The 23,880-nt window shown below is 62.1% G+C and carries 21 protein-coding genes and 1 tRNA gene; 13 read left to right on the top strand and 9 right to left on the bottom strand.

The window, feature by feature from the left end; translation table 11 throughout:
- Nucleotides 1-280: 280 nt before the first annotated feature.
- Together WN73_RS01435 and WN73_RS01440 are read right to left on the bottom strand one after the other, a co-directional pair.
- A complete protein-coding gene (locus WN73_RS01435) occupies nt 281-940 on the bottom strand; it encodes a hypothetical protein (protein ID WP_271551225.1) in 660 nt (219 codons plus the stop codon).
- A complete protein-coding gene (locus tag WN73_RS01440; RefSeq protein WP_271551227.1) occupies nt 822-2,372 on the bottom strand; it encodes an ABC transporter transmembrane domain-containing protein in 1,551 nt (516 codons plus the stop codon). Before WN73_RS01440 ends, WN73_RS01435 begins: the two co-directional genes overlap by 119 nt.
- 332 nt (nt 2,373-2,704) lie before the next feature.
- Between WN73_RS01440 and WN73_RS01445 the strand changes: the two genes are divergently transcribed.
- The 7 genes from WN73_RS01445 to WN73_RS01475 are packed head-to-tail and all read left to right on the top strand — an operon-like array spanning nt 2,705 to nt 10,177.
- Nucleotides 2,705-3,025 carry a helix-turn-helix domain-containing protein gene (locus WN73_RS01445; protein WP_028176116.1) on the top strand — a complete coding sequence of 107 codons (321 nt, stop codon included), beginning with the start codon at nt 2,705-2,707 and terminating at the stop codon, nt 3,023-3,025.
- Complete coding sequence (gene hyfB, locus WN73_RS01450; protein WP_271551230.1) at nt 3,025-5,037, top strand: hydrogenase 4 subunit B; 2,013 nt, start codon at nt 3,025-3,027, stop codon at nt 5,035-5,037. The genes WN73_RS01445 and hyfB overlap by 1 nt, the downstream gene beginning before the upstream one ends.
- Nucleotides 5,028-5,984 (top strand): respiratory chain complex I subunit 1 family protein, encoded by a 957-nt coding sequence (locus WN73_RS01455; RefSeq protein ID WP_028176117.1) that lies wholly within the window; start codon nt 5,028-5,030, stop codon nt 5,982-5,984. Before hyfB ends, WN73_RS01455 begins: the two co-directional genes overlap by 10 nt.
- A 5-nt stretch (nt 5,985-5,989) precedes the next feature.
- Nucleotides 5,990-6,652: a hydrogenase-4 component E gene (locus tag WN73_RS01460; protein WP_027548289.1), complete on the top strand. Its 663-nt coding sequence runs from the start codon at nt 5,990-5,992 to the stop codon at nt 6,650-6,652.
- Nucleotides 6,649-8,100 (top strand): hydrogenase 4 subunit F, encoded by a 1,452-nt coding sequence (locus WN73_RS01465; RefSeq protein WP_110116924.1) that lies wholly within the window; start codon nt 6,649-6,651, stop codon nt 8,098-8,100. Before WN73_RS01460 ends, WN73_RS01465 begins: the two co-directional genes overlap by 4 nt.
- Before the next feature lie 18 nt (nt 8,101-8,118).
- A complete protein-coding gene (locus WN73_RS01470; protein ID WP_271551235.1) occupies nt 8,119-9,630 on the top strand; it encodes a hydrogenase large subunit in 1,512 nt (503 codons plus the stop codon).
- Between the two features lie 13 nt (nt 9,631-9,643).
- Entirely contained in the window at nt 9,644-10,177 is a 534-nt protein-coding gene (locus WN73_RS01475; protein ID WP_271551237.1) for an NADH-quinone oxidoreductase subunit B family protein, read from the top strand.
- A gap of 727 nt (nt 10,178-10,904) precedes the next feature.
- Here the strand turns inward: WN73_RS01475 and WN73_RS01490 are convergent.
- Entirely contained in the window at nt 10,905-11,225 is a 321-nt protein-coding gene (locus WN73_RS01490; RefSeq protein ID WP_011089086.1) for a helix-turn-helix domain-containing protein, read from the bottom strand.
- 270 nt (nt 11,226-11,495) lie between these two features.
- Between WN73_RS01490 and WN73_RS01495 the strand changes: the two genes are divergently transcribed.
- On the top strand, nt 11,496-12,230 hold the full coding sequence (locus WN73_RS01495) for a spermidine synthase (protein WP_271551239.1): 735 nt from the start codon (nt 11,496-11,498) through the stop codon (nt 12,228-12,230).
- Between the two features lie 408 nt (nt 12,231-12,638).
- On the opposite strand, the gene WN73_RS01500 is transcribed toward WN73_RS01495, so the two are convergent.
- From WN73_RS01500 to WN73_RS01520, 5 genes are all read right to left on the bottom strand, one after another.
- Nucleotides 12,639-12,714 (bottom strand) — tRNA-Lys (locus WN73_RS01500).
- A 167-nt stretch (nt 12,715-12,881) separates the two neighbouring features.
- Entirely contained in the window at nt 12,882-13,478 is a 597-nt protein-coding gene (locus WN73_RS01505; protein ID WP_271551241.1) for a Spy/CpxP family protein refolding chaperone, read from the bottom strand.
- Nucleotides 13,479-13,675: 197 nt separating this feature from the next.
- Nucleotides 13,676-14,680 (bottom strand): TRAP transporter substrate-binding protein, encoded by a 1,005-nt coding sequence (locus WN73_RS01510; protein ID WP_028176123.1) that lies wholly within the window; start codon nt 14,678-14,680, stop codon nt 13,676-13,678.
- 228 nt (nt 14,681-14,908) lie between these two features.
- Entirely contained in the window at nt 14,909-16,471 is a 1,563-nt protein-coding gene (locus WN73_RS01515) for a 2-isopropylmalate synthase (RefSeq protein WP_011089175.1), read from the bottom strand.
- 451 nt (nt 16,472-16,922) lie between these two features.
- Complete coding sequence (locus WN73_RS01520) at nt 16,923-17,186, bottom strand: hypothetical protein (RefSeq protein ID WP_028176124.1); 264 nt, start codon at nt 17,184-17,186, stop codon at nt 16,923-16,925.
- Between the two features lie 278 nt (nt 17,187-17,464).
- On the opposite strand from WN73_RS01520, the gene WN73_RS01525 reads away from it, so the two are divergent.
- Nucleotides 17,465-18,697 (top strand): SMP-30/gluconolactonase/LRE family protein, encoded by a 1,233-nt coding sequence (locus WN73_RS01525; RefSeq protein ID WP_271551248.1) that lies wholly within the window; start codon nt 17,465-17,467, stop codon nt 18,695-18,697.
- A 131-nt stretch (nt 18,698-18,828) separates the two neighbouring features.
- Entirely contained in the window at nt 18,829-19,950 is a 1,122-nt protein-coding gene (locus WN73_RS01530) for a D-alanine--D-alanine ligase family protein (RefSeq protein ID WP_271551250.1), read from the top strand.
- Nucleotides 19,951-20,035: 85 nt separating this feature from the next.
- On the opposite strand, the gene WN73_RS01535 is transcribed toward WN73_RS01530, so the two are convergent.
- Nucleotides 20,036-21,202, bottom strand: a complete 1,167-nt coding sequence (locus WN73_RS01535; protein WP_244647667.1) for a hypothetical protein — start codon at nt 21,200-21,202, stop codon at nt 20,036-20,038.
- 223 nt (nt 21,203-21,425) lie between these two features.
- Here WN73_RS01535 and WN73_RS01540 point away from each other — a divergent pair, with 223 nt between their 5' ends.
- From WN73_RS01540 to WN73_RS01550, 3 genes are all read left to right on the top strand, one after another.
- Entirely contained in the window at nt 21,426-22,529 is a 1,104-nt protein-coding gene (locus tag WN73_RS01540) for an NAD(P)/FAD-dependent oxidoreductase (protein ID WP_271551256.1), read from the top strand.
- Nucleotides 22,530-22,783: 254 nt separating this feature from the next.
- Nucleotides 22,784-22,906: a hypothetical protein gene (locus WN73_RS01545; RefSeq protein ID WP_256380425.1), complete on the top strand. Its 123-nt coding sequence runs from the start codon at nt 22,784-22,786 to the stop codon at nt 22,904-22,906.
- 98 nt (nt 22,907-23,004) lie between these two features.
- A complete protein-coding gene (locus WN73_RS01550; RefSeq protein WP_110117013.1) occupies nt 23,005-23,880 on the top strand; it encodes a branched-chain amino acid ABC transporter permease in 876 nt (291 codons plus the stop codon).

The raw sequence follows: 23,880 nt of genomic DNA on the forward strand, positions 1-23,880 counted from the left end.
GTGATGTTGACCGAGCTTGCTCAGAGCGCTTCGGTCTTGCCGCGTAAGGATTCGTTCCCGTCGAGCCAATGAGGGGAGACAGAGTCGGTGGAAAACGGCTCGCCGACCTTCCGGCCGACCACAACGCCGCGCCCACGGCGCAACGTCATATGCGCGAGGCCCGGTCCAGTATCTCACCGCGGCACTAAGGAGATATCAACCGACGGGCGCAGTTCGGCGCAGACCGCAAGCACCTCGTGGATGTCGCTGGCGAGGAACTTGTCGAGCGGAGTGTTGTCGCCTACCGAGGCCCCCCGATTATGGGGAAGGCCTGTTGCTTCAGAATATAATCAAAACGCGACGCCCACTTGCGGGCGCCGAGCCGCGCCGTGGTCGAGCAATTGTCGACCATGTATGACACGCCCTTATGGCTCATATAGGGATTGAGCGAGTCGACCGCCTCGATGATTGATTCATTGGCGATCTCCGAATACGGGTGGCCGTGATCCTTTAGCACATCGACCTGCGCCATCATGCAGGCTAGATAGACACCGGCGGTTTCCGGATTGACTGGCGCATAGTTGCGCTCCTTATCAACGCGCACCTTATCGCCGACGGTCCACATTTCGGCGGTGTCGATGTTACGCATCGGATAGATGCCGTGGCGGCGGGTTGCCTGTATGACGCTGCGCACCTCGTTGCCCGAGGCAACGTCGTCGTAGATCTCCTCGAGAATCTCACGGCACGGATGGTACGAGGCGTTGTAGGCGGCGCGGAACGCCGCCTTCTCCTTGTCCTCAAGCTGCTCGTACACTGCCTTCAGACGGGAGCGCGAGATCGTCTTACTGATAGGCCCGGTGATCGACTCCGCGGTGTTGAGGAAGGCGCTGTCCTTCGACATTCCCTCCCCGACAAACCGCTCGTAGAGACTCTCCGCGATGCCATGTACAGCGCCTAGCAAAGCGCGTGGACTGGCCCTCGCGGCCCGTCAGATTGTCGACCGCCATCGCCTTCAGCGTGCCGATCCCCGTGACGCTTTCGACGAGGAAGGACTGGTTCTCCGCGCCGCGTTTGAATTTCTCGTCGAGACGGGCGCGCAGCGGCGGCGTCACGATCACCGAGATCGCGACATAGAGGGGGATCGACAGCGTGACGACCAGGGTCAATAGCGGACTATAGGCGTACATGACGCCGAAGAAGACGATGGTGAAGAAGAGATCGATCACCACGGTGACGGCATTCGAGGTCAGGAACTCGCGAATGCGGTCGAGCTCGCGCACGCGGGCAACGCTGTCGCCGACACGGCGTGCCTCGAAATACGACAGCGGCAGGTTGAGAAGATGCCGGAACAGCTGCGCCGAAAGCTCGCTGTCGACGCGATTGGTGGGGTGAGCAAACAGCCAGTTGCGCAGCGCCGATAATCCGGTCTCGAAGATCAGCACTGCAGAGAGCCCCACCGCCAGCACGTCGAGCGTCGTCAGCGACTGGTGGACGAGCACCTTGTCGATGACGAGCTGGAAGAAGATAGGTGAAATCAGTCCCATCAGTTGCAGGAAGAAGGACCCGATCAGCACGTCGCGCAGCGGCCCCCGGTATTTCACGAGCGCAGGAATGAACCAGCTGATGTCGAAGGGGCGCGTCGCCCCCGCCATCAGCTCGCGCGTCGTCATGAGCAGCAGCCGTCCGGCATACCGGCCGCCAAAATCGTCCGCCGACCACACCTCGGGGCGCCCGCCATTGCCGCGCTGGATCAGGAAGCGCGATCCAGCCGGCTGCTGGTCGATCTTGAGCAGAACGACGGCTTCGCCGCCCTCCAATTCGGCGAGCGCAGGCAATGGGACCTTGTGAAGCGCCTCAGTGGCCGCAGGCTTCACCTTGGCGACGATCTTCAGCCGCTTGGCGATCCGGGCGAGGTCCTCAAGCTGGTATCGCTCGCCCGGCGAGCCATGGTCGTGAGCGATCTGACCAGCGTCGGCCGGGACGCCAAGGAATTTGGCTACCAGAATGAAGGAAAGCAGCGACGCCGGAAGATCAGGATCATTGCCGCTCGTTATGTCTGCAGTCTCGTCAGGCGCTTTCGCAATCGCAATGGTCATGACCCAGACTCCACACCCAGCCAGGACAGCCTGAATCCCAACCGGGAACCATGCAGGATTTGCCTGGTCCCGCGACTCGCGCAACAGATTGAGACAACAACTTAACCACGGATAACACGATCGCTTACATCTAACGTTGTTCAATGGGCAAGCCAAGCCCTCGTTCGTCGCCCCCGACGAAGGTCGAGGTGGCCATACGATCGGTCCGGCGGCGTGGTGGAGGCGCGGCAACGCGAACGTCGAGGTCAGGAACAATCGCGACGATACGCGGCGACTTGCATCGATCGTCCGGGCCATTGCGGGCCCGAGCCGTTCGACGACAGTATCGCTGCGGGTCGCAAACACCTTGTGATGCAGGCGGTCGTCAGGCCCGCCCCCGACGGCGCCCTGGGTGGCGCGCAAACCGGCACCGCCCGCGACGACAACCTCAAACGTATGGTCGATGAGCTCGCACGCGGGTGCCGAACTCATATTGGCTCCCGACGCATCAGGATTGGATGCCGACAGCCCGCGATGACATTTCGTTTAGATTAGATGTTTTAACTATCACATATTGACATTATAACATGACTAGTTACGATAGAATGATGACGTTTGGTGTTCGTTCGAATCGGGTGGTGGGGCGATCGATGATCACAGCGGCTCAATTGCGGGCGGCCAGGGTGCTCCTCGGCATCGATCAGCGACGGCTCGCAGAACTGTCCGGGCTTTCAGTGCCAACGATCCAGCGCATGGAGGCGAGTGAGGCCATGGTTCGGGGCAATGTCGATTCGCTGGTGAAGCTGATTACAGCTCTCGACACCGCCGGCATTGAGTTGATCGACGAAGGGGCTGTCAGTAGCGCCGAGGGGCGCGGGGTGCGGCTGAAAGTCAATTCCGGATCGGCAAAGATCTATTTGAACAATCAGATAGAGAACAAAGCATCAAGCGGAATGAAGGCGCGCAGGTAATGTCGGCTGTCGTTTTGCAGATGCTGTGTGTTGCCGGAATGCTTGGATCGGCAGTTCTGGCGATTGTTCTGAGCCGCTCAACGATCGCCACGACCATCATCTACGGCGCGACATTAGCCGCGTCTGCGATTGCGTTGATAGGATCCATTCACTGGTTGCTGGGCGATACCGCGAACGCCGATCTGATTCTGCCAATCGGATTGCCGTGGCTTGGCGCCCATTTCCGCCTCGACGGACTGGCTTCGTTCTTTCTCGTCGTCGTCAATCTCGGAGGGGCATCGGCAAGCCTCTATGGTCTCGGCTACGGTCATCATGAGGAGGCGCCGCAGCGCGTGTTGCCCTTCTTCCCCGCCTTCCTGGCAGGAATGAACCTTGTGGTGCTGGCGGGTGATGCGTTTTCTTATCTGCTTTGTTGGGAATTCATGTCGCTCGCGTCCTGGGCGCTCGTCATGGCGCACCATCGTGAACCGGGCAACGCGAAAGCCGGTTACGTCTACCTCGTCATGGCGAGCTTCGGCACGCTCGCCCTGCTGCTAGCCTTCGGCCTCTTGGCGGGGCCGGCGGGAGACTACGAATTTGCCGCCATTCGCACGGCTCAACATACGCCCTACGTGGCCACGTTGGTGTTGATCCTGATGTTGCTCGGCGCCGGTTCAAAGGCCGGCCTGGTGCCGCTGCACGTCTGGTTGCCGCTCGCGCATCCCGCGGCGCCGAGCCACGTCTCGGCGCTGATGAGCGGCGTCATGACCAAGGTCGCGATCTACGGCTTCATTCGCGTGGTATTCGATCTCCTGGGACAGCCGAGCTGGTGGGCGAGTGTGATCGTGCTTTCTCTTGGCGGCCTCACTGCCGTAATGGGGATCTTGTATGCGATGATGGAAAAGGACCTCAAGCGCCTGCTCGCCTACAGTACGATCGAAAATGTCGGCGTCATCTTCGCAAGCCTCGGCCTTGCATTGGCCTTCCAGGCCAACGGCCTGAAACTACAGGCCGCGCTCGCGTTTGCGGCGGCTCTGTTTCACGTTCTCAATCACTCCTTCTTCAAGAGTCTGCTTTTCTTCGGCGCCGGCGCCGTGCTGACCGCGACCGGCGAACGGGACATGGACAAGCTGGGTGGCCTCATTCATCGCATGCCGTACACAAGCTTTGCCGTTCTCGTCGGCTGTGTCTCGATCTCAGCGCTTCCGCCCTTCAACGGTTTCGTCTCGGAATGGCTCATGTTCCAGGCTGTATTGCAGAGCCCGGAGTTGCCGCAATGGGCGCTGAAGATCACCGTGCCTGCGGTGGGAGCTCTATTGGCCTTGGCGGCTGCGTTGGCAGCGGCGTGTTTCGTGAAGGCCTACGGCGTGACCTTTCTCGGGCGTCCGCGCGGCGTGGCGGCGGAAACCGCAGAGGAAGTCGACCGCTACTCGCTTTCGGCAATGTTCATCCTCGCCGCACTTTGCTTGCTGGCCGGAATTCTGCCGGGACTGGTGATCGACGCGCTTTCGCCGATCACGCTACAGATCCTCGGCGGCCGCATGCCGATCCAGGCCAACGAACCCTGGCTTTCGATCGCGCCGATTGCGGAGAGTCGCAGTTCATACAACGGGCTGCTTGTTATGGTGTTCATCGCGATATCCGCTTCAGCGGCCGTCGTCTTTATTCATCGCTTTGCCTCTCGTGCCTTAAGGCGGGGGCCGGCCTGGGGCTGTGGCTTTTCCGATCCGACACCCGCGGCCCAATATTCGAGCGGAAGCTTCGCTCAGCCTATCCGCCGCGTTTTCGGTACGCTCGTGTTCCACGCCCGCGATCATGTCGAGATGCCGCCCCCCGGGGATATCAGGCCGGCGCGCCTGCGAATCGAATTGCACGATCTGATCTGGGAGCGAATGTATGAGCCGATAGCAGGCGCCGTTGGCTTCTCTGCCGATAAACTCAATCGCCTACAGTTCCTGACCATCCGGCGCTATCTCAGCCTGGTCTTTGCGACCCTCGTCACACTCCTTCTGGTTCTCGCGATATGGTCGTGATGTCGGACATTCTTGTGCAAGGCATGCAGATGCTTCTGGTGCTGCTGCTGGCGCCTCTGCTGACGGGCTTTGTGCGCAAGATGAAGGCCCGCCTGGTGCGTCGCCAGGGAGCGTCGGTCTTTCAACCGTATCTTGATCTCCTGCGATTGCTCCGCAAGGAAGTGGTGCTGGCGGACAACGCCTCCTGGCTGTTCCGCGTGACACCCTATGTAACCTTCGCCGCGATCTGGGTTGCCGCCGCCCTGGTGCCGACGTTCGCTACCGGCCTCCTCTTCAACTGGACGGCGGACTTGATTGCCATCGTGGCGCTGCTGGGAAGCGCACGCTTCTTTCTTGCGCTCGCCGGGATGGACGTCGGCACCAGTTTTGGCGGCATCGGCTCCAGCCGCGAAGTCATGATAGCGGCGCTTGCGGAGCCGGCGATGCTGCTATTTGTATTTTGCACGGCGCTGATTGCCGGCTCGACCCAACTTTCGACGGTCGCAAATTTCATGGCCTCGTCCTATGTCGGCTTACGGGTATCGCTGGGAATGGCGATGATCGCGCTCATCATGGTGGCGCTCGCGGAGAACGCGCGAATACCGGTGGACAATCCCGCAACGCACCTGGAGCTCACCATGGTGCACGAAGCGATGGTTCTCGAATATTCCGGTCGCCATCTCGCAATGATCGAATTCGGCGCCTTCCTCAAACTGCTGCTCTATGTCTCGCTGATCGCGTGCGTGTTCCTTCCCTGGAAGATAGCAGTCTTCGGTACCGGGCCGTTTTCCTATGCCATCGGCGCCGTCGCCTACCTCGTCAAGCTCGCGGTTGCCGGCTTTTTCCTCGCGCTGTTCGAGACCGCCACGGCGAAAATGCGGGTCTTTCGTGTTCCGCAATTTCTCGGTGCGGCCCTCATGCTGGGCCTGCTCGGCACCCTCCTCCTGTTCGTGTCAAAGAGCTTCTGATGCAGATGCACAGCCTCTCCTTCGACGTCTCGCACACGCTGGCCGGCGGGCTCGTCCTGATCAGCTTCATGATGCTGTACCAGGACAGGCTCTATTCGCTGCTCAACGTTTTTGCGCTTCATGCCCTGGTGCTCGCGCTGTCCGTCGCTTGGCAGGCCTTTGTCCAGGACGCGCCTCATCTTTACATCACGGCTGCAATCGCACTCGTCTTCAAGGCGATCGTCATTCCGGTGGCGCTGCATCGCATCGTCAAGCAGCTTGGGATACATCGTGACATCGAGTCCGCCGTGGGGATCGGCCCGACCATGCTGGCCGGGATGGCACTGGTTGCCCTCTCAATGGTGCTGATGCTGCGGGTGACCGCGGAGGCCGATCCATTGGCGCGCGAGGATCTCGCTTTTGCCTTGTCGGTCGTGCTGCTCGGACTTCTGGTCATGGTAACCCGTCGCAACGCCGTCAGCCAGGTCGTCGGTTTCATGTCGCTCGAGAATGGGCTGGTGCTGGCGGCAACCGGCGCCAAGGGCATGCCGCTGGTGGTTGAGATCAGCGTCGCCTTCTCGATCCTGATCGCATTCATCGTCATCGGCATCTTCCTGTTCCGGATCCGCGAACGTTTCGATTCCGTCGACGTCTCCGCGCTCGATGACTACCGGGGCGAACGGCGATGAACATAGCTTCCTTCGATTCGGTCGCAGCCATCCTGGTAATTCCGATCGGCTCGGCAGCGCTGCTCGCCGTTCTGCCGGGTTACCGGCTGACGGCCCGGTTGAACGTCGTGGCGAGCCTGGCGACATTTCTTTCGGCCCTCTCGTTGTTCGTCATCGAACGTCCGCCGCCGGGGCCGTACGTGCTCGTCGACGATCTCAACATCGTCTTCATCGTGCTCAACACCTTCGTGGGATTCACGACCAGCATCTTCAGCGCCAGCTACATCGCGCATGAACTGGAGACTGGGCGGTTGACACCGGTTTATCTGCGTTTCTACCACGCCATGTATCAGACCATGATGTTCGGCATGAACCTCGCTTTCGTGTCGAACAATATCGGGCTGATGTGGGTCGCGGTGGAAATTGCGACGCTCACCACGGTACTGATGGTCGGCATATATCGTACCCACGCCGCTCTGGAAGCGGCATGGAAATATTTCATTCTGGGGAGTGTCGGCATCGCATTCGCCCTGTTTGGTACCATCCTGGTCTATATGGCGGCGCGTCCGGTCATGGGCGAGGGGCAGGACGGCATGGTCTGGACACTTCTGATCCAACATGCCGCGAATTTCGATCCTGCGCTTCTCAACGTCGCCTTCATATTCCTGCTGCTCGGCTACGGCACCAAGGTCGGTCTGGCGCCGCTGCACGCATGGCTGCCCGACGCCCACGCCGAAGGTCCGACGCCCATATCGGCGGTACTGTCGGGGCTGCTGCTGAATGTCGCGCTCTACGCGCTATTGCGCTTCAAGATATTGCTCGCAGCCAATCCAGCGGCAATCGCTCCCGGCCCCCTGATGGTGACGATGGGCCTGGTTTCGCTCCTCTTCGCCGCTTTCATGCTCTACCGCCGACGCGACATCAAACGGCTGTTCGCCTATTCCTCGATCGAGCACATGGGCATCATCGTGTTCGCGTTCGGCATGGGCGGCCCGCTCGCCAATTTCGCAGGGCTATTGCACATGGTGATGCACAGCCTGACCAAGTCCGCGATCTTCTACGCCGTCGGGCATATATCGCAGATCAAGGGCACCCAGCGAATCTCCCGGATCCGGGGCTTGACCGCGACCCATCCGGCGCTCGGCTGGGGTCTGGTAACGGGCGTCGTCGCGATCGCCGGCTTGCCGCCGCTCGGCATCTTCATGAGCGAATTCCTGGTCGTAAGCTCGACCTTCGCACGCCAGCCGCTGCTCGCGATCGTGCTGGTGTTCGGGCTGTTGTTGGCGTTCGGCGCTTTGACGTTGCGCCTGACGAGTGTCGCATTTGGCGAGCCTCGAGGCAGCACCAAGTCAGCCGAGGCTTCCTACGTGCCGATGTTTGCCCATCTCTCGCTGGTTCTGATTGCGGGACTCTATCTTCCGGCGCCGCTCGTCACATGGTTCCAACACGTGGCACGCCTTCTTGGATAGTTTGGAGATCAACAGGATATGCCATCGCTGATCGATCTCATGCTGGAGGGCCGCCCGGTCCAACAACACAGCCCGTGGCCGCGAGCTACAGTCGATGCTTCCGTTTGGACATTTGCGGCAAGCGAGCTGGCACATGGACGCTGGAGCCTGCTTGGCCTTTGGGGAGAACCCTCAACGGTGCACATGGCGATTATGGATGGACATACGGCAGAAGTCGCCACCGTCAGCCTGGATTGCCCCGACCGCACTTATCCTTCGGTCGGCAAACACCACCCGCCGGCGCTTCGACTGGAGCGCGCCATCAACGATCTGTTTGGTTTGTCAGCGGAAGGCTTGCCCGACACTCGCCCGTGGTTCGATCACGATTGTTGGGCCGTTCGCTTCCCCTTGGGAAACCCCATCAACGCGTTGTCGAAGGCATCCCCCTATCAATTCCTGCCGGTGGAGGCCGACGGTCTGCATCAGGTCGCGGTCGGTCCGGTGCACGCGGGAATTATCGAACCGGGGCATTTTCGGTTTACGGCCAGCGGTGAGACTGTGGCCCGGCTGGAGCAACGGCTGGGATATACCCACAAGGGTATCGAGGGGCTCATGACTGGAGCCAATCTTGAACGGGCTGTCCAGCTCGCCGGACGCGTGTCAGGCGACAGCACAGTCGCCTACGCGTTTGCGTTTTCGCGAGCGGCCGAAGCGGCCTTACAGCTTGTCGTGCCCGATCGCGCGGTTTGGCTGCGTGCCTTGCTCGCAGAGCTCGAACGGCTCGCCAACCATCTCGGCGACATCGGCGCAATCTGCAACGACGCCTCCTTTACGCTGATGCACGCCCTTTGCGGCGTGTTGCGAGAGAGCATCCTGCGCGCGTCCGATACCGCATTCGGCCATCGATTGATGCGTGATATCATCGTACCCGGTGGCGTGACCCGCGACCTCACTGAGGAAGGGAGAGAAATCATCCGGACGACGCTGCATACCATCCGGTTGCGCTTTCCTGCTTTGGTCGAGCTCTACGACAATACGGCATCGCTACAGGATCGTACTGTCGATACGGGCGTACTCAAGGCCGCTCTGGCTAGGCAGTATGCCGTTGGAGGCTACGTAGGCCGCGCGTCCGGCCGCTCATTCGACGCACGCCGGACACTTGGGTATGCGCCGTATGACGCACTGCGCTTCGATGTACCGGTCCTGAACGAGGGTGATGTCAATGCTCGCGTCTGGATCCGCGTGCGCGAAGTTGAACAGAGTCTTCTGCTGATCGACCAGATATTGGACCGGCTTCCCGATGGCCCGCTGGGAACGCATGCGGGGCATCGGCGGGAGGCGCGGGAAGGCATGGCGATCGTCGAGGGATTTCGCGGCGACGTTCTGGTTTGGCTCCGCTTGCGGGATGGCAAGGTCGAACGATGCCATCTGCGCGACCCGTCGTGGTTTCAGTGGCCGCTTCTAGAGGCCGCGATCGAGGGCAACATCATCGCCGACTTCCCGCTCTGCAACAAATCCTTCAATTGCTCCTATTCGGGCCACGATCTCTGAGGAACGGCACCAGATGCGCAAGCTGCTTTTTGAGAGCCTGTTTCGCCGGCCGTTCACCGAGCAAGCACCGTCACCGGACGATGCCGCGGTGACCGAGCTCGCAACTGCCGTCGGTCGCGCGGCACGACGGCGCCTCGGCCGAAGCCTCTCGATACGCGAGGTCGATGCAGGATCTTGCAACGGATGCGAACTTGAAATCCACGCGTTGAACAATGCCTATTACGACGTCGAGCGCTTCGGTCTCCGGTTCGTTGCGTCGCCGCGTCACGCCGATGTGTTGATGGTGACCGGACCGGTGACGAAGAACATGCGCGACGCGTTGGAGCGCACCTATCATGCGACCCCCGATCCGAAATGGGTCGTCGCCGTCGGAGATTGCGCCCGGGATGGCGGCTGCTTTGCCGGCAGCTATGCGGTGGTAGGAGGGGTCTCGCAGGTGGTTCCCGTCGATCTTCATATTCCCGGCTGTCCTCCGCCGCCCACCACGATCTTGCAAGGACTTCTCGCCCTACTCGATCAGGCGGCCAAAAACACCAATTCCATTTGAGGCTGTGGCGGCGCCTTCGGCTATTCCAAGCCGGCGTGATCGCAGGGTGCGTTCAGACCGGGATAGTCCTTGCGATGACGCCGATCCTTTTCGCACAATATCGGGATGACGTTTCCACCGCGTCTAGTCGCGATCCAACGCCGTCGGCCTCATCGCTGGCTCCGCCATCGGCGGCCAGCAAAATCCGTGCGTGCTTGAGCTTGCGCGACGCATGCTTGCCGCCGCTGAGCAGCACCCTGAGTTCGGTACGCTCGATTCGCCTGAGTTCGACCCGATAGCGTACATTCGTGGCGTGCCTCCTCGTTCGAGGCACACACGAACAACTGAATCGCATGGCCGGCGTGAGTCCTGCGGCAAAAACCTTCACGCCCAAGCAGGGGCAGGATCTGGCCTTTATCCCTCTAGACCCGGCTGCATCGCAGGCCCCCGGCCGAAACCGACATGCAGGAATATTTCCGCGTCAGCCCGCCGTCGGCTCACCAGATGGTGCTGACACTGCAGCGCGCTTGCCTCATCAGAAGGCAGCCAAGGACCTCTCGCAGCATCGAGATCCTCGTTGGTCCAAAGTTGCTGCCAGAGCTACTCTGACCCCAAGACCAACCGGTCATAATCAATGTGCAGTGCCACTAGGCGCCTCAAGGCGTGAGAAACCACTTGCAAGTACGCTTGTCTTCAGCGTTTTCATCATCCTCGATCGAGAAACCCGTCATTCGAATGGCTCGAGGGGTCATCGCACCCGTTCCAAACTCCGCGGCGTAGAGGGCTTGGACTGCTTCATGTTCTTCATTTTCGGCTTCGCGACGTGCTCCCTGAGACGGACGCCTCGACCACCGGCCGAACTCGTAACCCCCGGATTGATCAATTCGATCCCGGCATTCTCCAGGGCAGAAACCAATTTCATCAGAGAATCGACATTCCCACGGATAACTCCGTCACTTGCTTCCATGCGCTGAATGGTGGGGACTGAGAGACCGGCGAGTTCGGCCGTCTGCCGCTGGTCTATATTCAGGAGCGCGCGAGCGGCCCTGAGTTGATTGGCCGTGATCATGAAATGGCGGCCTTCGGCAAATTTCTCATCGAATATATTTACACCATCCAAATTACCGCTTCAAGCATCAATCTAGATACAAAATATATCACCGCCAGTTCTCGCTGGCTTGAACCGGATTGCGGCCAGAAACCTGTGTCGAATTTCTATCGAAGAATACGGGAAATATTATCAACGGCACCCGAAGTGGTTGGCTCTTTAGCAAATTACATGATAAGAGATGTTTAAAGCATGCGTTCTAATGCCCGTATCTTAAGGTCTTTGCCTGCCGTGAAACTGCTGGGGCGTTATCAAGGAACGAACGGACAGATCGACATCGTCGAGTGTTCATGGGATGGAACACGCGTGTACTTCGAGGAGGGCGTAAGGCAAAGTCAGGCCACGCCCGACGGAGAAAGTGTCTTCACCTATGTGAAGCTCATGGACGAACTTCTGTCTCGGTCCGAACAGATCCTCGTCCTGGGTTGTGGCGGCGGAAATCTCGCGACACGGCTGTGGCGTCTCGGCAAGAGATTGACCATCGTCGACATCAACCCGATCAGTTTCGTGCTCGCGCACAGGTATTTCGATCTACCGGACGATCTGCCCTGCGTCGTTTCCGACTTTCGAAAATTCGTATTCGATGACCGCGCATATTACGACGGCATTGCGATCGACGTCGGTGGACCGGGATTCCGATACGCGGAGGAGTTTGACGCGGAGACCTGCGACGCCATCCGCGCCCGTCTGGCACCGGGCGGCCGGATCGTGATGAACGTAACGGTCGCGCACGACATCGATCCTACACCCGACCGGATCGCAGCCAGACTCGCCGGTGAAGAATTGCGGACATGGATCGTCGATGAGCAATTCATCGAGGATCGCAATGCGGTCATCGCCTGCGTCCCCGAGAAGACCTTGGGTTCACCGGCAGCGCTCGATCGCGTGATGCGCCATAGCCATGAACGCTGGGCGATCCGCCGCGGGAGATTGCGAAATCGCGATCTCACTAATGGATCGCGCTAATGTCGCAGCTTCCGGCGCGACGTGGATAACCGGCACTGGGCTCGTCTCTTCCTTGGGGAACGGTTGGAAGCGAACTGGGACTCTCTCCACAGCGGCCGCGTAAGCATCGATCTAGAAAACTAAGCGCGGTGGATGGTCCACCCTTTCGCGCCACTGCTTGCCGGCAACAGATCGATCGTCCACGGCGTGTCCGGATCGTCACGGACCTTTGGTTTCGCGCGGAAGCCACGATACCCCTACGATCCGTCCTGCCATCGACGGTTCTCGCGTGCCAGATTCCGGGCCGAGAACATTCAGAGCATCGGCAACTGGCGCATGGCGTGCGACGTGCGACCAAAAAAACGTCGCACGAGACCCATTTTCTCGGCATTGCCGCTTGTAACGTATTGATGAGGAAGGATTTTTAAATGGTGGGCGCACCAGGGCTCGAACCTGGGACCCGCTGATTAAGAGTCAGCTGCTCTACCAACTGAGCTATGCGCCCGAAAGGCGGTGAATGCCTTGCGAGGCCGGTCGTTTAGCAAAGCGATCCGGGTCTGGCAAGCGATGTGGCGCATGTTTTCCAAGGTTCTTCCACAGGCCCAAAAAAGCGAAAAGCCGCTGGATTCCAGCGGCTTCGCCAAGGTTAATCCCTGGAAAGTCCAGGTTGGCTCAGAGCCGGCCCTCGCGATCCCGGTCCGGGCCGCCGTCACGGTCGAAACGGTCGCCATGGAAGTGGTCCATGCCGCGCTCCATCATGCGGTCCATGCCGCGTTCCATGAAGTGGCGGGGCGGGCCGTCTTCGCCGCCGCCGAACGGGCCGCGGTGACGGGTCAGCACGGCGAGGCGCCGCTTCTGGCCCTCGTCCAGGGTCTTGTAGAGGGGATCGGCGGTATCGGCGATCTTCTTCAGGGCCGCGGAGGAAGCCGCCATGTCCTCGGCGCGCTGGCGCAGGCCGGCGACCGGATCCTCCGGCTTGTCGGCGGCGCCGGGGGCGGCACTCATGCGCGCATTGGCGCGGTCGATGCGCAGCTTGGCGAATTCGCGCACGGCGGCCTCGACCGGCGGCCACAGCTTCTCCTGGTCGGCGTTGAGCTTCAGCCCGGCATGGACGGCGGCGATCCGCGCGTCGACGAAGGCGGCGCGGTCTTCCGGGTTCATCCGGACGTGGCGGAAATGCTCCATCCACGGGCGATGAAATTGGGCATAGACCGCGCCCGAGCCGGCGATACTGAGCACGGCGATGGCTGCGATGGTGAATTTCCTCATGCGAACCTCCTCTGGAAGGATGCGCTGAGGATGGGCCCGGGGCATCTGACACGCAAATTACAACTTGGACAGGGAGGGCGTCCTTACGAAGATGTAACGCCTGATTTTTACCTCCAGCCGCAACCGGAAATCATTCGCAACAAAAAATGGGCTTCCGCGCCTGGCACGGAAGCCCCTTCATTCATGCATCCTTTGGATCAGTTCGTCGTGCTCTTCGATTCCTTCAGGAATTCGTCGATCAGCGGCTGGCCGACGCGGCTCGCGGCATCCTTGTAGACCGGCTCCATCGCCTTGCGCATCGCCTCGTCCTGCTCCGGCGTGAGCTTGATGATCTCGCTCTTGCCGCCCTTCTTGATCTCGGCGAGCGCATCGTCGTTCTCCTTCTGCGACTGCGCGTTGTTGAAGTCGGTGGCTTCCTTCATCGCCTTCGACAGCTGGTCGCGAATGTCGGCCGGCAGGTCGTCCCAGAACTTCTTGTTCACGATCACGACGTAGCCGATGTAGCCGTGATTGGTCTCGGTGATGTACTTCTGCACCTCGTGCATCTTCTGGGTATAGATGTTCGACCAGGTGTTCTCCTGGCCATCGACCACGCCGGTCTGGAGCGCCTGGTAGACTTCCGAGAACGCCATCACCTGCGGCAGCGAACCGAGCGCCTTGAACTGGGCCTGCAGCACGCGCGAGGACTGGATGCGGAATTTGACGCCCTGGTAATCGGCCGGCGCGATCAGCTTCTTGTTGGCGCTCATCTGCTTGAAGCCGTTGTCCCAATAGGCAAGGCCGGTGATGCCCTTGGAGTCCAGGAGCTTGAGCAGCCGCGCGCCGAGCGGGCCTTCCGTCACCTTCCGCAGCGTCTTCAGGTCGGGAAGGATGTAGGGCAGATCGAACACCTCGAACTCGCGGATGCCGAGCGGGCCGAACTTGGAGTTGGACGGCGCCAGCATCTGCACGCTGCCGAGCTGAAGCGCCTCGAGCTCTTCCTTGTCCTTGTAGAGCGTCGAGTTCGGGTAGACCTCGACCTTGACCTTGCCGCCGGTGTACTTCTCGGCGAGCTCCTTGAACTTCTCCGACGCCTTGCCCTTCGGCGTATCGGTGGCGACGACGTGGCTGAACTTGATGATGATCGGCGATTGGGCCGATGCCGGCATGGCCAAGCCAAGTGCCAGTGCCGCGACGGACGCCGCGATCGCGAAGGTGCGCATGATCTCTCCCTGTTGTTATTCTCTTGGGCTGCCCAACGCGGGGCGCCTTATCCAATAGCCGCGAGCATCAATAGCGGCTGGGAGACCGAGCCGCTATTGGCCCTTAGCAGGGCAGCTATTCGCCACCACAACCGGCGTCATTCCGGGATGGTCCGAAGGACCAGACCCGGAATCTCGAGATTCCGGGTTCGCCTCTTCGAGGCGCCCCGGAATGACAAGCTTCGCTTGTCAGCTCGCCGCCGCCGTCGTCACCGTGTCGCGCTGGCGCTTCATGACGATCTTGTTGAGCGCGCCGAGATAGGCCTTGGCCGAGGCCACCAGCGTATCGGGATCGGCCGCGCGCGCCGTCATCGAGCGGCCGTCATGCGACAAACGCACCGAGACTTCCGCCTGGGCGTCGGTGCCTTCGGTCACCGCGTGGACCTGGTACAGCTCGAGCTTGGCCTCGTGCGGAACGAGGCGCTTGATGCAGTTGAACACCGCGTCCACCGGACCATTGCCCTCGGCCTCCTCGATCTTGATCTGGCCGTCGACGTCGAGCTTCATGGTCGCGCGCTGCGGGCCATGGGTGCCGGCGATCACGGTCAGCGAGGTCAGCTTGATGCGGTCGTGGGAGGCCGCCATCTCCTCGTCGACCAGCGCCTCGATGTCCTCGTCGTAGATGTCCTTCTTGCGGTCGGCGAGCGCCTTCATCCGCGTGAACGCATCTTCCAGCTGGTTCGGACCGAGCTTGTAGCCCATCTCCTCCAGTTTGTGCACGAAGGCATGGCGGCCGGAGTGCTTGCCGAGCACCAGCGAGGACTGCTTCAGGCCGACCATTTCCGGCCGCATGATCTCGTAGGTGGAGGCGTCCTTCAGCACGCCGTCCTGATGGATGCCGCTCTCATGCGCGAAGGCGTTCCGGCCGACGATGGCCTTGTTGTACTGCACCGGAAACGAGGTCGCCGCCGACACCACCTTCGAGGCGCGGGTGAGCTGCGTGGTGTCGATCTTGTTCCAGTAGGGGAATTTGTCGTTGCGCACGTTGATCGCCATCACGATCTCTTCGAGCGCGGCGTTGCCGGCGCGCTCGCCGATGCCGTTGATGGTGCACTCGACCTGGCGCGCACCGCCGACGACCCCGGCCAGCGAATTGGCAACGGCCATGCCGAGATCGTTATGGCAATGGACCGAGAACACCGCCTTGTCCGAGTTCGGCACGCGCTCGATCAGCGTCTTCATGAAGTGGGTGTATTCCTCCGGCACCGTGTAGCCGACGGTGTCGGGGATGTTCACCGTGGTCGCGCCGGCCTTGATGACGGCCTCGACGATGCGGCACAGATAGTCCATCTCGCTGCGGGTGCCGTCCTCGGCCGACCATTCGACATCGTCGATCTGGTTGCGGGCACGCGCGACCATCGCGACCGAGGTCTCGATCACCTGCTCCGGGGTCTTGTTCAGCTTCACCCGCATGTGCAGCGGCGAGGTCGCGATCACGGTGTGGACGCGGCCGCGCTTTGCGAATTTCACAGCCTCCGCGCAGCGGTCGATGTCGGCGGGATGGGCGCGGGACAGGCCGGCGATGACGGCGTTCTTGGAGCGGCGGGCGATCTCGCTGACCGCCTGGAAGTCGCCCTCGGAGGTGATCGGGAAGCCGGCCTCGATGACGTCGACGCCCATATCATCCAAGAGCTCGGCGACCTCGAGCTTCTCCTCGAAGGTCATGGTGGCGCCGGGGCACTGCTCGCCGTCGCGCAGCGTGGTGTCGAAAATGATGACGCGGTCCTTGTCGGACTTGTTCACGGGGGCCATTACTAGATTTCCTTTTGAGCTTTTGCGCCGTTCAGTGCTGGGCGCTTGAGGTGTCCGGTGATCTCGACCAACCCCTGAGCGCCCAGGCGCGTGGCGCCCAGCCGGCCCTCAGGGGCAAGTAAGAAGAAGGCCGCCAAGAAGGAGGGTGGGCAGCAGCGCGGCCGGGATCGTGGCGGCGGCCAGAGCCACCTCCCCCGAAATCCCATCGATTTGGCCGCGAATCAGCATTGCCAGACCCTTTTGAGCCCTCAAATCCTCGGTCAAAACCGTTGACGGTTGGTTGCCGGGAGGCCCGATGCGCCTGTTTCTAGACGAGAAATGGCCGCAACTGCAACGCTAAAAGATGGTCAGGAAGACTGACCTGATCGGCATCGCGTCGCGTGACGCGCACTTCTGGCTGACGGCGAGTAGATTGCGCTTCGCTCCATCCGAACGACGGAGCAACGTCAAGCTATCCCGCGCGGCGGGCACGGGCCCTGCTCTCCCAGCGATCCAGCATCTGGCCGAGTTCGCCGGTGGCTACCTTCGCAACCGCGTTGGAATTCGCAACTTCGTTGGTGTTGGCGGGCGTCGTGGCGCGCAGCCAGCCCGGCTCGCTGTATTCCCGCCAGCGCCGCGCCTCCGCCCGACGCTTGCGGGAGGCGAGATCGCGGGTGAAATAGCCGGCGGCGAATGCGACGGCGAGCGCAATGACCAGTGCAACAACGGCTAACACAGAGAACTCCGGTATTTGCCCCGCACACCGTTCTGCCAGCATCGCGCGCGAGGTCAAGGCTTGACAGGTCTCAAAACCGGTCCCGGTTAACAGCTCGCGGGCGAGGCGAATTGTCGACTTTCACCTCGCACAGCCCCGCAATGCGGCGATGTTGCGGCGATCTCGCGGCATCGCGCGGAGGCTGCGAACCTGCCTCTCGCAACCTGACGCGGACCAGACTAACCTTCGCCGCGCTCGGCCGGATCAACCGGCCAGCCGAACATGACCGGGAGGACGCGATGACACGCCAGGAGGCTCGTGACCACGAGCCGCGTGACCAGGATGCTGCGCTTTCACGACGAACACTTGTCCGGGGACTGGCGCTCGGCGCCGCGGCCACAATGGCCGGCCCCGCGCTGGCCCAGACCGGGCCTGCCGCACCGCCGACGACGATCACGACCCCGCCCCGCGATTTCGGCCCCAACGGCGCGCCGACAACCTATTTCTGGGACCCCGACATCATCGCGGTCGATCCGTCGTTCGACGATCTCGCGCAGCCCAACACAGCGATCAAGCGCCTCTACACCGGCGTGCTATGGGCCGAAGGTCCGGCCTGGAGCGCGCAGGGCCGCTATCTGTTGTGGAGCGACATTCCCAACAACCGGCAGATGCGCTGGAGCGAGGACGACGGCCGCATCAGCGTGTTCCGCTCCCCGTCCAACAACTCCAACGGCAATTCATTCGACTTCCAGGGCCGCCAGCTCTCCTGCGAGCACCTGACACGACGCGTGACACGCTATGAGCACGACGGCACCGCCACCGTGCTCTGCGACAACTACAACGGCAAGAAGCTGAACTCGCCGAACGATGTCGTTGCGCATCCCGACGGCAGCTACTGGTTCACCGATCCGCCCTATGGCGGCCAGTTGTACGAAGGCGAGCCCGACGTCGCCGGCGGCCCGAGCAATTCGGGCGGCAAGCTCAATCCGCGGATCGGACAGCCGGCCGGCTTCACACCGGGCAAGCGCGAGCTGCCGACCAACTGCTACCGCATCGATCCCTCAGGCCGCGTCGACCTCGTCGTCACCGAGGAGCAGGTGCCGGATCCGAACGGCCTGTGCTTCTCACCCGATTTCAAGAAGCTCTACGTCGTCTCGACCGGCAAGGGACCGGGCGACAGCGGCCCCGGCGGCAAGGGCGAGATTTTCGTGTTCGACGTCGGGGCGGACAACAAGCTCTCCAACCAGAAGCGCTTCTCCGACTGCACGATCGACGGCGTGAAGTGCGGCCCGGACGGCGTGCGCTGCGACGTCAACGGCAATGTCTGGGCCTCCAGCAATGCCGGGCGCGCCGTCGGCTATAGCGGCGTGACGGTGTGGTCGCCGGAGGGCAAGCTGCTCGGCCGCATCCGCCTGCCGGAGGTGTGCGGCAACATCTGCTTCGGCGGCCCCAAGCGCAACCGCCTGTTCATGGCCGCGAGCCAGTCGCTCTACGCCGTGTTTACGGCGACGCAAGGCGCGGGGCCAGGCTGAACGGCACAAGCCTTTAATTGCGACACGGCGCCGGCGTGCCTCGCCGGCGCCGAATTGTTTCCATCGCTCCGTCGATGCTTGAATCGGGCAACAAAGGGTGACTTCCGGATCGAGCGCGTGATAATTGAGCCATGGCAGACAAAATTCGCGTCGTTGTTCTCTATGGCGGCAGGTCCGGTGAGCATGAGGTCTCGCTGAAATCGGCCGCTTCGGTATTCAGGCATCTCGACCGCACCCGCTTCGAGGTGATCCCGGTCTCCATCGACAGGACGGGCCGGTGGCAATGGAACGATCTTCGTTCACTCGATCAGGCGCACGCTGCGGCGTTGCCGATCCTGCCCGATGCGCCGGAGATGCGGCTCGCGAGGGGACCCGACGGACGCGGCGTCCTTGTGCCGATCACGCAAGGCGCGGCCGTCCCGATCGAGATCGACGTCGTCTTTCCCGTCATCCACGGGCCGCTTTGCGAGGACGGCACCGTGCAGGGCCTGCTGGAATTGGCCGACGTCGCCTATGTGGGATCGGGCGTTCTCGCCTCCGCCGTCAGCATGGACAAGGATGTCGCCAAGCGGCTCGCTGAATTCGCCGGCATTCCGGTCGCGCCCTATCGCGTGCTCACCCGCAAGGCCTTCGTCCAGGACCGCATCTCATCGCTTGCGAAGGCGGTCGAGGGCCTGAACCTCCCGGTCTTCGTCAAGCCGTGCAACATGGGCTCCAGCGTCGGCATCCACAAGGTCAAGACGCAGGATGCGCTCGAAGCGGCGCTCGACGATGCGTTTCGCTATGACGTCAAGGTGCTGGTCGAACAGGGCATCGACGCGCGCGAGATCGAGGTCGCGGTGCTCGAGGACGAGACGCTGTTCGCCAGCCTCGCCAGCGAGCTGAACCCCAACGCCCATCACGAGTTCTATTCGTACGAGGCAAAATATCTCGATCCCGATGGCGCTCGGGTCGACCTTCCGGCCAGGCTCGACCCGGCACAGATGGAGCGCGTCAGGTCACTCGCAACCCTGGTGTTCGCGGCGCTCGAATGCAGCGGCTTCGCCCGCGTCGACTTCTTCCTCGACCGGAAAACCGGCGAGTTCTGCTTCAACGAGATCAACACCCTGCCCGGCTTCACGTCGATCAGCATGTATCCGAAGATGATGGAAGCGTCGGGCGTGCCGTATGGCGAGCTGCTGAGCCGCCTCGTCGATCTGGCGCTGGACCGGCACCGGCAGCGTCAATCGCTGGAACGGGGTTACGCGAGCTAGGCGCCGGCGCGATCCGCCGGCGCCCGATCTGACCGACCCCAGGCTGACCTCAGCTGAGGTCAGGCACCGGAGGCGGCACGGCCCGCTAATCATCGCCACGCTTCGGCGGCGCCGGCACAGCGGTCCGATTGGCGGGTACGATCTGCGGCTGGAACGCGAACACCTCGCGGCTGCGGTCGTCCACGAACACCTTCAGCCAATGCACGTCGTTGTTGCCGTTCGCCTGATTGTCGCCGAAGGTCTCGACGCGGACGAAGTTTTCGAGCCGCCGGCCCTTGCTATCGAGGAATGGCCGGTCGATACGGAAGTAATGGGAGTCGCCATGAACGTAGGCGACGGGCTTGCCGAAGGCGACCACCTCATCGCGCAGCGCGACCAGGAAAGCCTGGAAACCATCCGGATTGGCGTCCGTTTGCGCGAGCGTCTTCGGGTCACGCAACGGCGCGCGGGTTCCGTCCGACTGATCCCAGCCCGGGTCCGCCTGCGAGATGAACATGATGGCCGCGGCGCGATATGTTCTCGCCATCTCGAAGGTCTGCTGCATCCAGAGGATGTTGGCGTTGTTGCGCGCGGCCCATTCGGCGTCGTCCGGCAACGTATCGCAACGATTGTTGCACGATCCCTGAATGTTGAGCGTGGCGTAGACGACGCCCTTCATGATCCAACGGCGGTTTTCGACGCACCCGGTCAGCTGGTTGTTGTGATCGAGGCACAGCTTGTCATGCTGCACCTGCTGCTTGATCGGCCGCTGGCCAAGGGAATAGTCAGTGCTGAAGAAAACCTTCCGCTCGTGGTCGAGCCTGTCGCGCGAGTTGAACGAGCCGTTCGCCGGCCGGTCGCAGTCGGTCCAGTCATTGTCGCCGGGGGTCACCATCGCGGCGGATTTCAAGGCATTGAAATATCCGAGCCCCTGCTGATACAGAGCGTCACTGCACGTCGTGGGAGTCACGGATCCCGGCGTGCCGCTGCCGGCTTTCAGGTCGCCATCATGCACCGTGAAGGCCAGCTTCTGGTCGTTCATGTCGGCGATCAGATTCGGCACGCCGACCTGCGCCTGGAGGTCGGAATATGGCAAATCGCCCCACAGCCCGATGGCATAGGCCCGGCTCTCGCCTCCCCTGCCCCGGTCGTCATCGTCAGCATGCGCGCTGACGATCGAACAAATCGCAAAGCAGGCTGCAAGCACGAGAAAACTCATCTTGCGCAGCCTGCCGTAGACGTCTTCCAACTTCCCTTCGCGAAGTCTCGTCATCGTCGCTCCCCAGAACAGCTTTGGACAGAACAAGGCTCGCCGCAGGCAGCAACGTTGAATTGTCCTGCGCCAGACCCGATCTACGAAAATGAGAAGAAGCCCCACCTGCGGCTTCAAATTGCCGCAGTGAACGTATCCACCGGGTATGACGCCCGCGTGAAACATTTTGAAACACGGCACAGCTGATGAAGTCGCGCGCCGCGGGATCGACAAGGTAGAGAACATGCGCGTTGTGGTCTGCGGCGGCGGCGTGATCGGGGCCTGCACGGCTTATTTCCTGCGCCGCCGCGGCATCGACGTGACCGTCGTGGAACGGACCGAGGTCGCGGCCGCCGCGTCGGGCAAGGCCGGCGGCTTCCTGGCACGAGACTGGTGCACCGGCACGCCGCTCGATGCGCTGGCCCGGCGCAGCTTTGCGCTTCACGCGCAACTGCCGGAGGAGATCTCGGGCGATTGGGGCTACCGGACGATGACCGCCTATAGCGGTTTCGTTGCGTCCGACGGCGACGCGCGCCGGGATGCACCGTCCGCGCTTGGCTGGCTCAGCGACGGCGTCGTCATTGCACAGCGCATCGGCACGGCGGAGACGACTGCGATCGTTCATCCCCGCAAGTTCACGTCGGCCGTGATGAACGCAGCGCTGGCGCAAGGCGCGAAGCTTCATCCTGGCCGCGTCACCGGCATCACGCGCGGCACCGACGGAATGACAGCCGGGGGCGTCGAGATCGATGGTGACCTCATCGAGGCGGATGCCGTCGTGATCGCGATGGGACCGTGGTCACTGCTCGCGGCGCAATGGATGAGCCTGCCCCCCGTCTACGGCCAGCGCAGCCCGAGCATCGTCTACGACACCGCCGCCGACGCGCCAGCCGAGGCGTTATTCCTGGAGAGCGAGGAAGACGGCAGCGCGGTGTCGATCGAGGTCTTCCCACGCGCGGACGGCAGCACGCACATCACGGCTCTCTCCGACATCGCACCGCTGCCGCTCGATCCCGCCGCCGTGACGCCCGATCGCGATGCGATCGCGCGGCTGCAGACCGTGTCCGAGCGGCTATCGCCGCTGTTCCGTCCCGAAAGGATCATCGCGCAGCAGGCCTGTTTCCGTCCGGTGACGCAGGACGGCTTGCCCTTGATCGGCAAGGTGCCGCGGAGCAAAGGCCTCTATGTTGCGACCGGGCACAATGTCTGGGGCATCCTCAATGCGCCGGCGACGGGGGAAGCGCTGGCAGAACTGATCGCTGAAGGCGCAACGCGCGAGATTGACTTGTCGCCATTCGACCCCGCCCGGCTGACACCGCTCGATCCATCCCTGCTGCAAGCACGCTGAAGCGCTCGCCGACATCGCGGCTCCTCAACCGCCGATTGCTCTCAGCCTTTGATACTCACGCATGCCCGCCGACGGAATCTGCATGCCTGCGGCAGGATCAGTGTCTCACGCCTCTTTTGCCTGCAATTTACGCAGCGCTAGACTTTAGTCCTCTCTCATAATCCTGAACGCAGTTTCACTTGCCGGGGAAGTCTCGGCCGGTATAGTCGCGACACAATGGCTCACAAGAGGCCTGTTCAAAGGGAGAGAACAACATGAAGAAACGACTCTCTGTTGCATTGCAATTGGCGCGCGACACGGCCACGGCCGGCGCGCCGAAGGACGTTGCAAAGGCCGACGTCTGGCTTCCCAGCCTCATCAAACCCATCACAGGCTGATCGGGACTGCTCTCCGGGCGTGAGCTCGGAAGCGTTCACATGCGCTCCATACAGCACCTTCCCTAAAGGAGGCAGCTCGTCTGCCCGGCCAATCATCAATGCGAGCTTTCCAGATCCTGATCGATGGCTTTGCCATCAGCGCTCTCTACGCTCTCGGTGCCACCGGCTTCACGCTGATCTTCGGCGTCTCCGGCGTGCTCAACCTCTCCCACGGTGCCATCATGGTGGCGGCAGCCGTCGCCGCCTGGGCCGCCGCCAGCATCCTGAACGTCGGCACCTATGCCGGCGCGCTGATCGGGGTCGCGGTCGCCCTCCTTACGGCCTTCGCCACCTATTTCGCCGTGGTGAAGCCGATCCAGGATTCCCGGCGCATTCCGAATGAGGAGAAGGAAATCTTCGTCCTTACCGGCACGCTGCTATGGGGCATCATGATCCAGGAGCTGATCGCCTATTTCTTCACCAACAACGCCAAGACCGTGCTGCCGATCGTCGAAGGCGTCGTCGAGATCCTCGGCGTGCGCACGCCGAAGAACGAGATCTTCACCGCGATCGTCTGCTGCCTCGTCATCGCGCTGCTGTGGCTGCTCGTGAACCGCACCCGCACCGGCAAGGCGGTGCTGGCGGCCTCGATGAACCCGCGCGGCGTCACGCTGCTCGGGCTGGAGCTCACCAACATCTACATCGTCGTGTGGGCGATCTACGGCATCCTCGCCGGCATCGCCGGCGTGCTGCTCGGCATGTTCCTCGGCGTCAGCTCCTACAGCGTCGGCCCTCTGACGGCGAGCGCGTTCTCGATCGTCGTGCTCGGCGGGCTCGGCAGTGTCTCGGGCTCTCTGATCGCGGCCTTCGTGGTCGGCTATCTCGAAACGCTGACGGCCTATCTGGTCTCGCCGGCCTATCGCACCATTCCGGCGCTCTTGCTGCTCGTGTTCGTGATGTACATCCGGCCCCAGGGCCTTCTGGGGAGGCGCTGA

The sequence above is a fragment of the Bradyrhizobium sp. CCBAU 45394 genome, assembly GCF_028128655.1.
Classification (GTDB): Bacteria; Pseudomonadota; Alphaproteobacteria; order Rhizobiales; family Xanthobacteraceae; genus Bradyrhizobium; species Bradyrhizobium diazoefficiens.

Coding starts and splice junctions, on each gene's coding strand:
- WN73_RS01440 (WP_271551227.1), bottom strand. CDS start 2,372: ATGGCCCGGACGATCGATGCAAGTCGCCGCGTATCGTCGCGATTGTTC.
- WN73_RS01445 (WP_028176116.1), top strand. CDS start 2,705: ATGATCACAGCGGCTCAATTGCGGGCGGCCAGGGTGCTCCTCGGCATC.
- hyfB (WP_271551230.1), top strand. CDS start 3,025: ATGTCGGCTGTCGTTTTGCAGATGCTGTGTGTTGCCGGAATGCTTGGA.
- WN73_RS01455 (WP_028176117.1), top strand. CDS start 5,028: ATGGTCGTGATGTCGGACATTCTTGTGCAAGGCATGCAGATGCTTCTG.
- WN73_RS01460 (WP_027548289.1), top strand. CDS start 5,990: ATGCACAGCCTCTCCTTCGACGTCTCGCACACGCTGGCCGGCGGGCTC.
- WN73_RS01465 (WP_110116924.1), top strand. CDS start 6,649: ATGAACATAGCTTCCTTCGATTCGGTCGCAGCCATCCTGGTAATTCCG.
- WN73_RS01470 (WP_271551235.1), top strand. CDS start 8,119: ATGCCATCGCTGATCGATCTCATGCTGGAGGGCCGCCCGGTCCAACAA.
- WN73_RS01475 (WP_271551237.1), top strand. CDS start 9,644: ATGCGCAAGCTGCTTTTTGAGAGCCTGTTTCGCCGGCCGTTCACCGAG.
- WN73_RS01490 (WP_011089086.1), bottom strand. CDS start 11,225: ATGATCACGGCCAATCAACTCAGGGCCGCTCGCGCGCTCCTGAATATA.
- WN73_RS01505 (WP_271551241.1), bottom strand. CDS start 13,478: ATGAGGAAATTCACCATCGCAGCCATCGCCGTGCTCAGTATCGCCGGC.
- WN73_RS01510 (WP_028176123.1), bottom strand. CDS start 14,680: ATGCGCACCTTCGCGATCGCGGCGTCCGTCGCGGCACTGGCACTTGGC.
- WN73_RS01515 (WP_011089175.1), bottom strand. CDS start 16,471: ATGGCCCCCGTGAACAAGTCCGACAAGGACCGCGTCATCATTTTCGAC.
- WN73_RS01525 (WP_271551248.1), top strand. CDS start 17,465: ATGACACGCCAGGAGGCTCGTGACCACGAGCCGCGTGACCAGGATGCT.
- WN73_RS01530 (WP_271551250.1), top strand. CDS start 18,829: ATGGCAGACAAAATTCGCGTCGTTGTTCTCTATGGCGGCAGGTCCGGT.
- WN73_RS01535 (WP_244647667.1), bottom strand. CDS start 21,202: ATGACGAGACTTCGCGAAGGGAAGTTGGAAGACGTCTACGGCAGGCTG.
- WN73_RS01540 (WP_271551256.1), top strand. CDS start 21,426: ATGCGCGTTGTGGTCTGCGGCGGCGGCGTGATCGGGGCCTGCACGGCT.
- WN73_RS01545 (WP_256380425.1), top strand. CDS start 22,784: ATGAAGAAACGACTCTCTGTTGCATTGCAATTGGCGCGCGACACGGCC.
- WN73_RS01550 (WP_110117013.1), top strand. CDS start 23,005: ATGCGAGCTTTCCAGATCCTGATCGATGGCTTTGCCATCAGCGCTCTC.